This window comes from Micromonospora sp. M42 (assembly GCF_000568915.1).
Lineage (GTDB): Bacteria > Actinomycetota > Actinomycetes > Mycobacteriales > Micromonosporaceae > Micromonospora > Micromonospora chalcea.
Genome location: NZ_KK037233.1, coordinates 4354183 through 4360469, shown reverse-complemented (window position 1 = coordinate 4360469; position 6287 = coordinate 4354183). Strand labels below are relative to the sequence as shown.

Here is a 6287-nt window from a genome sequence, read left to right as displayed (position 1 = left end):
GCCGATCGCAGGCTCCCCGGCGGTACGGAGAGCGGCGGCAACCGGCTCAACCCGAAGTACATGTTCGAGACGTTCGTCATCGGCTCGTCCAACCGGTTCGCGCACGCGGCGAGCGTGGCGGTGGCCGAGTCGCCGGCCAAGGCGTACAACCCGCTGTTCATCTACGGCAGCTCCGGGCTGGGCAAGACCCACCTGCTGCACGCCATCGGGCACTACGCGACGACGCTCGGCAACGCCCGCTCGGTCCGGTACGTCTCGACCGAGGAGTTCACGAACGACTTCATCAACTCGCTGCGCGACGACAAGACCAGCGCGTTCCAGCGCCGCTACCGGGACGTGGACATCCTCCTGATCGACGACATCCAGTTCCTGGAGAACCGGGAACGGACGCAGGAGGAGTTCTTCCACACCTTCAACACGCTGCACAACGCCAACAAGCAGATCGTGATCACGTCCGACCGCTCGCCGAAGCAGCTGGCGACGCTGGAGGACCGGCTGCGTACGCGCTTCGAGTGGGGCCTGCTCGCCGACATCCAGCCGCCGGACCTGGAGACGCGGATCGCGATCCTGCAGAAGAAGGCCGCCCAGGAGCGGCTGTTCGCACCGCCGGACGTGCTGGAGTTCATCGCCTCCCGGGTGTCGAACTCGATCCGCGAACTGGAGGGGGCCCTGATCCGGGTCACCGCCTTCGCCAGCCTCACCCGTTCCTCGGTCGAACTGTCGCTGGCCGAGGAGGTGCTGCGGGACTTCATCCCGGACGGCGCCGGCCCGGAGATCACCGCGGACCAGATCATGGTGTCGACCGCCGACTACTTCGGGGTGAGCCTGGAGGACCTGCGCGGCCACTCCCGGTCCCGGGTGCTCGTCAACGCCCGCCAGGTGGCCATGTACCTGTGCCGCGAGCTGACCGACCTGTCGCTGCCCCGGATCGGGCAGGCGTTCGGCGGCCGGGACCACACCACGGTGATGCACGCGGACCGCAAGATCCGCCAGCAGATGGCGGAGCGGCGCTCGCTCTACAACCAGATCGCCGAGCTGACCAACCGCATCAAGCAGAACACCTGACCCCAGCTCTCCCACGCCGCCCGCGCGCCGCCCGCGCACTGCCCGTCCGGCGGCTCCGGCGGTGATCAAGGAGTTTGTGTCGGGACGACACGTCATTCCTGCCCCGAACTCCTTGGTCAACAAGGCGGGGCTGCTGCGCAGGAGTCCGCCGACCCGAGCGCCTCGCCCAGCGTCTGCACGGACCCCGACCGCAGATCTTGGAAGGAAACGGCCGCTACAGGGGCCCTCGCCTTCCAAGATCTCTGCGGAGCCGCGGCTTGGCCTCGCACGAGTCGACCGGGGCCCCGAGCCCCATCGAAACTTTGCGTCGATCATGAGGTTGACGGCGACAAACCGGGCGCCAACTGCCGCCAACTTCATGGTCGACACGTGCGAGGCGGGAGCCGGAGGACGGGCGGGGACGGGGGCGGCGCGCCGAGGAAGGCTCGTGTCGACGCCCTGTTGACGTGATGAAGGTGACCAGCGGACGCCGACAGGCGGCTGACGGCAAGCCGACAGCACGGGTTCGTTGACCCTCGACCCGGTGGAGGGCCCAGGATCGGCGCTGTGTTCGTCCACAGCTCGTACCCCTTGTCCACAGCCCCTGTGTCACAGGCAGTGGACAACCACCGTCCGCACCCGGCCGGTTACCCACAGACTGTGGACAACTCCTGGGGACGAGGCTGTGGACGCCTGGGGATGACGATCACGTTGTCCCCAGATGACAGGTCGCCTGTGGGCGAGCTGTTGAAGGTTCTGGGGATTAAGGCGGTCGACGCTGTCGGCGCTGTCCACAGCGCTGGGGAGAAAACCGGTGGATTAGCGGTGGACAACCGGTGGACAGCCGTGGAAAACCCGGCGGCTGGCGGGGGCTGTGGACCGGGACACGAGTTTTACCCCCGGTTCTCCACAGCCAAACCACCGGTGGATAACGTGTCTGACCTGCGCAGACGTTGGTTCTCCACAGTTTGCACAGGTGCGATGAAGACGATGAGTTATCTCTTCTAAACAACAAAAACCAATCATCACCGTTGGACTTCCTGTGGATCGGGCCGGAGCGCTGCCGTCGGCAGTCACCCCGGGCACCTGGATCCACGGGGTCGGGCGCACAGCCGATGCCCGCGCGCCCTAAGGTGCGATGGGTACCCGCACGGTCGGGCGGGATGGGTGGCAGCGGTCGGCATGAGAGAGTTGTCGCTGACGTCGACGCGGAGGCATTGATGAAGTTCCGAGTGGAGCGCGACGCGCTCGCCGAGGCGGTCGCGTGGACCGCCAAGAGCCTGCCCAACCGGCCCTCCGTACCGGTGCTGGCCGGGGTGATGCTCCGCGTCACCGACGGCAACCTGCAGGTCTCCGGCTTCGACTACGAGGTCTCCAGCCAGGTGACGGTCGAGGTGCAGGGTGACGCGGACGGCGCCGCCCTGGTCTCCGGCCGCCTGCTCGCCGAGATCACCAAGGCCCTGCCGGCCAAGCCGGTGGACATCGCCGCCGTCGGCGCCCACCTGGAGCTGGTCTGCGGCAGCGCCCGCTTCACGCTGCCCACCATGCCGGTGGAGGACTACCCGACGCTGCCGGAGATGCCGGAGAGCGCGGGCACCGTCGACGCCGCCGCCTTCGCCACGGCCGTGGCCCAGGTTGCGGTGGCCGCCGGCCGCGACGAGACGCTGCCGATGATGACCGGTGTACGCCTCGAGCTGAGCGGCGGCACGATGGCCATGCTGGCGACCGACCGATACCGCCTCGCGCTGCGCGAGATGGAGTGGAACCCGGACGACCCGGAGATCAGCCTCAACGCGCTGGTGCCGGCCCGTACGCTGCACGACACCGCCAAGGCGCTCGGCCCGCTCGGCGGCCACGTCACCATGGCGCTCTCCTCCGGCGGCGCCGGCGAAGGCATGATCGGCTTCTCCGGTGGCACCCGCCGGACCACCAGCCGCCTGCTCGACGGCGCCAACTACCCGCCGGTGCGTTCGCTGTTCCCGGCCGACCACAACGCCGAGGCCCGCGTCGCCGTCGCCACGCTCATCGAGGTGGTCAAGCGGGTCGCTCTCGTCGCCGAGCGCACCACCCCCGTGCTGCTCAGCTTCAGCGCCGACGGCCTCGTGGTGGAGGCGGGCGGCACCGAGGAGGCCCGGGCCAGCGAGGCGATGGAGGCCACCTTTACCGGTGAGCCGCTCACCATCGGCTTCAACCCGCAGTACCTCATCGACGGCCTGTCCAACCTCGGCGCCCAGCACGCCCTGCTCCGGTTCGTCGACGCGTTCAAGCCCGCGGTCATTTCCCCGGCCGGCGAGGATGGCGAGGTCATACCGGGGTACCGGTACCTCATCATGCCGATCCGCGTGTCCCGCTGATCGCAGGCAGCACGACCCTGACGTACGGAGGTAGGAGCAGATGCAGCTCGGCCTGGTAGGACTCGGCCGGATGGGCGGCAACATGCGGGAGCGGCTGCGCGCCGCCGGGCACGAGGTGGTCGGCTTCGACCACAACCCGGAGATCAGCGACGCCGCGAGCCTGACTGAGCTGGCCGAGAAGCTCCAGTCGCCCCGCGCGGTCTGGGTCATGGTTCCCGCCGGCGTCACCGACGCCACCATCGACGAGCTCGCCGAGGTGCTCGGCGAGGGCGACATCATCATCGACGGCGGCAACTCCCGGTTCAGCGACGACGCCCCGCGCGCCGAGCGGCTGAACGAGCAGGGCATCGGCTACATCGACGTCGGCGTCTCCGGCGGCGTCTGGGGCCGGCAGAACGGGTACGGGCTGATGGTCGGCGGCGCGCAGGAGCACGTCGAGCGCCTGATGCCGATCTTCGAGGCGCTCAAGCCGGAGGGCGAGTTCGGCTTCGTGCACGCCGGCCCGGTCGGCGCCGGCCACTACGCCAAGATGGTGCACAACGGCATCGAGTACGGCCTGATGCACGCCTACGCCGAGGGCTACGAGCTGCTGACCGCCTCCGAGCTGGTCACGAACGTTCCCGGCGTGTTCAAGTCGTGGCGCGAGGGCACCGTGGTCCGGTCCTGGCTGCTCGACCTGCTGGACCGGGCGCTGGACGAGGACCCGGAGCTGGCCGAGCTGAGCGGCTACACGGAGGACACCGGCGAGGGCCGTTGGACCGTGGACGAGGCGGTACGGCTCGCCGTGCCGCTCAACGTCATCACCGCGTCGCTGTTCGCCCGGTTCGCGTCCCGGCAGGACGACTCGCCCGCCATGAAGGCCGTCGCCGCGCTGCGCCAGCAGTTCGGCGGCCACGCCGTCCACAAGCGCTGACCGGTATCCACAGCCTGTGTACGTCCGCCGGCTCGAACTGGTCGACTTCCGCTCGTACGAGCGCGTCGGCGTGGACCTGGAGCCGGGGCCGAACGTGCTCGTCGGCGCCAACGGCGTTGGCAAGACGAACCTGGTCGAGGCGCTCGGCTACGTGGCGACCCTGGATTCGCACCGGGTCGCCACGGACGCCCCGCTGGTCCGGATGGGCGCCACCTCGGCGGTGATCCGCTGCGCGGTGGTGCACGAGGGCCGGGAACTGCTTGTCGAGCTGGAGATCGTGCCGGGCAAGGCCAACCGGGCCCGCCTCGGCCGGTCCCCGGCCCGGCGCGCCCGGGACGTCCTCGGCGCGCTGCGCCTGGTGCTGTTCGCGCCGGAGGACCTGGAACTGGTCCGCGGGGACCCCTCGGAACGTCGCCGCTACCTGGACGACCTGCTGGTCACCCGCCAGCCCCGCTTCGCCGGGGTACGCGCCGACTACGAGCGCGTGGTGAAGCAACGCAACGCGCTGCTGCGTACCTCGTACCTCGCTCGCAAGACCGGTGGCACACGCGGCGGTGACCTGTCGACGCTGGCCGTGTGGGACGCGCATCTGGCCCAGCACGGCGCGGACCTGCTCGCCGGCCGTCTGGAACTGGTCGCCGCGCTCACCCCGCACGTGGCGAAGGCGTACGACGCGGTGGCGGCCGGCCGCGGCGCGGCGGGCATCGCGTACCGGCCCTCGGTCGAGCTGCCCGAACCCGGCGCCGACCGCGCGGCGCTGGCGGAGGCGCTGGCCGCGGCGCTGACCGCGAACCGCGCCGCCGAGATCGAGCGCGGCACCACGCTCGTCGGCCCGCACCGCGACGACCTGGCGCTCACCCTCGGCCCGCTGCCCGCCAAGGGGTACGCGAGCCACGGCGAGTCGTGGTCCTACGCGCTGGCGCTGCGGCTGGCCGGGTACGACCTGCTGCGCGCCGACGGGATCGAGCCGGTGCTGGTGCTCGACGACGTCTTCGCCGAGCTGGACACCGGCCGGCGGGACCGGCTGGCCGAGCTGGTGGGCGGCGCGAGCCAGCTGCTCGTCACCTGCGCTGTGGACGACGACGTGCCGGCGACCCTGCGCGGCACCCGGTACGCGGTGGGCGACGGGACGGTGCGACGTGTCTGACGACGAGGTGCAGCTACCGCCCGCGCGGCTCGGGCCGGGACGCGACGCGCGTACCCCGGGAAAGCCCGCGGACGGCGAGCCGGGCGCGAACCTGCCGGAGGGCGCGACCGGGCCGGAACTGGCGCGGGCGGTGCTCGACGCGGCGAAGGCCCGGCGGCAGGCGGCGGCTCCCCGGCGGCGCGGCGCGGTCCGCGGCGACGGCGAGAAGCGGCTGCGCGGCTACTCCGGCCCGGGGCCGGACCCGCGCGACCCGCAGCCGCTGGGTGCGGTGCTGGACAAGCTGGTCAAGGCGCGGGGCTGGCAGCAGCCGGCGGCCGAGGCGACGGTGTTCGGCGCGTGGGAGAAGGTGGTCGGCCCGGAGGTCGCCCAGCACAGCCGCCCGGTGAAGCTGGAGGACGGCGAGCTGACGGTGGAGGCGCGCTCGACGGCGTGGGCGACGCAGTTGCGTCTGCTGGCGGGCTCGCTGTTGCAGCAGATCGCCCGCGAGGTCGGCCACAACGTGGTGCGCAAGCTGCACATTCACGGCCCGGCTGCGCCGTCGTGGTCGCGCGGCCCCCGGCGGGTACGCGGGCGCGGGCCCCGCGACACCTACGGCTGACCGTCGCCGCCCGAGCGCTGGGCCTCCCGCCGGGCGCGCTTGAGTTCGCGCTGCTCGCGGCTCCACTGCTTGCGGCGTTCCAGGTCCTGCTTCCAGGCTTCGCGGGCCAGCCGGGAGCCGCCCTGCACCGCGCCCTGGACCTGGGAGGGGCCGGCGAGGTTCTGGAACACCCAGCCCAACAGGCGGCCACCCTTGCCGGAGGCGTCGCCCACCTGCTCGTCGTCGCTCATC

6 protein-coding genes are annotated in these 6287 nt (G+C 71.3%); 5 read left to right on the top strand and 1 reads right to left on the bottom strand.

The window, feature by feature from the left end; all coding sequences use genetic code 11:
- From dnaA to MCBG_RS20070, 5 genes are all read left to right on the top strand, one after another.
- The coding region (dnaA, locus tag MCBG_RS20090) for a chromosomal replication initiator protein DnaA (protein WP_043330803.1) at positions 1-1065 on the top strand (1065 nt) is incomplete at its 5' end.
- A gap of 1199 nt (positions 1066-2264) precedes the next feature.
- Positions 2265-3398: a DNA polymerase III subunit beta gene (gene dnaN, locus MCBG_RS20085; protein WP_043327678.1), complete on the top strand. Its 1134-nt coding sequence runs from the start codon at positions 2265-2267 to the stop codon at positions 3396-3398.
- Positions 3399-3438: 40 nt separating this feature from the next.
- Positions 3439-4311 (top strand): phosphogluconate dehydrogenase (NAD(+)-dependent, decarboxylating), encoded by an 873-nt coding sequence (gene gnd, locus MCBG_RS20080; RefSeq protein ID WP_030499509.1) that lies wholly within the window; start codon positions 3439-3441, stop codon positions 4309-4311.
- Between the two features lie 16 nt (positions 4312-4327).
- Positions 4328-5458 (top strand): DNA replication/repair protein RecF, encoded by a 1131-nt coding sequence (gene recF / locus MCBG_RS20075; RefSeq protein ID WP_043327677.1) that lies wholly within the window; start codon positions 4328-4330, stop codon positions 5456-5458.
- Positions 5451-6056 (top strand): DciA family protein, encoded by a 606-nt coding sequence (locus MCBG_RS20070; RefSeq protein ID WP_043327676.1) that lies wholly within the window; start codon positions 5451-5453, stop codon positions 6054-6056. The genes recF and MCBG_RS20070 overlap by 8 nt, the downstream gene beginning before the upstream one ends.
- On the opposite strand, the gene MCBG_RS20065 is transcribed toward MCBG_RS20070, so the two are convergent.
- A complete protein-coding gene (locus MCBG_RS20065; RefSeq protein ID WP_043327675.1) occupies positions 6047-6286 on the bottom strand; it encodes a hypothetical protein in 240 nt (79 codons plus the stop codon). The two genes, MCBG_RS20070 and MCBG_RS20065, sit on opposite strands and share 10 nt — an antisense overlap.
- Between the last annotated feature and the right edge of the window lies 1 nt (position 6287).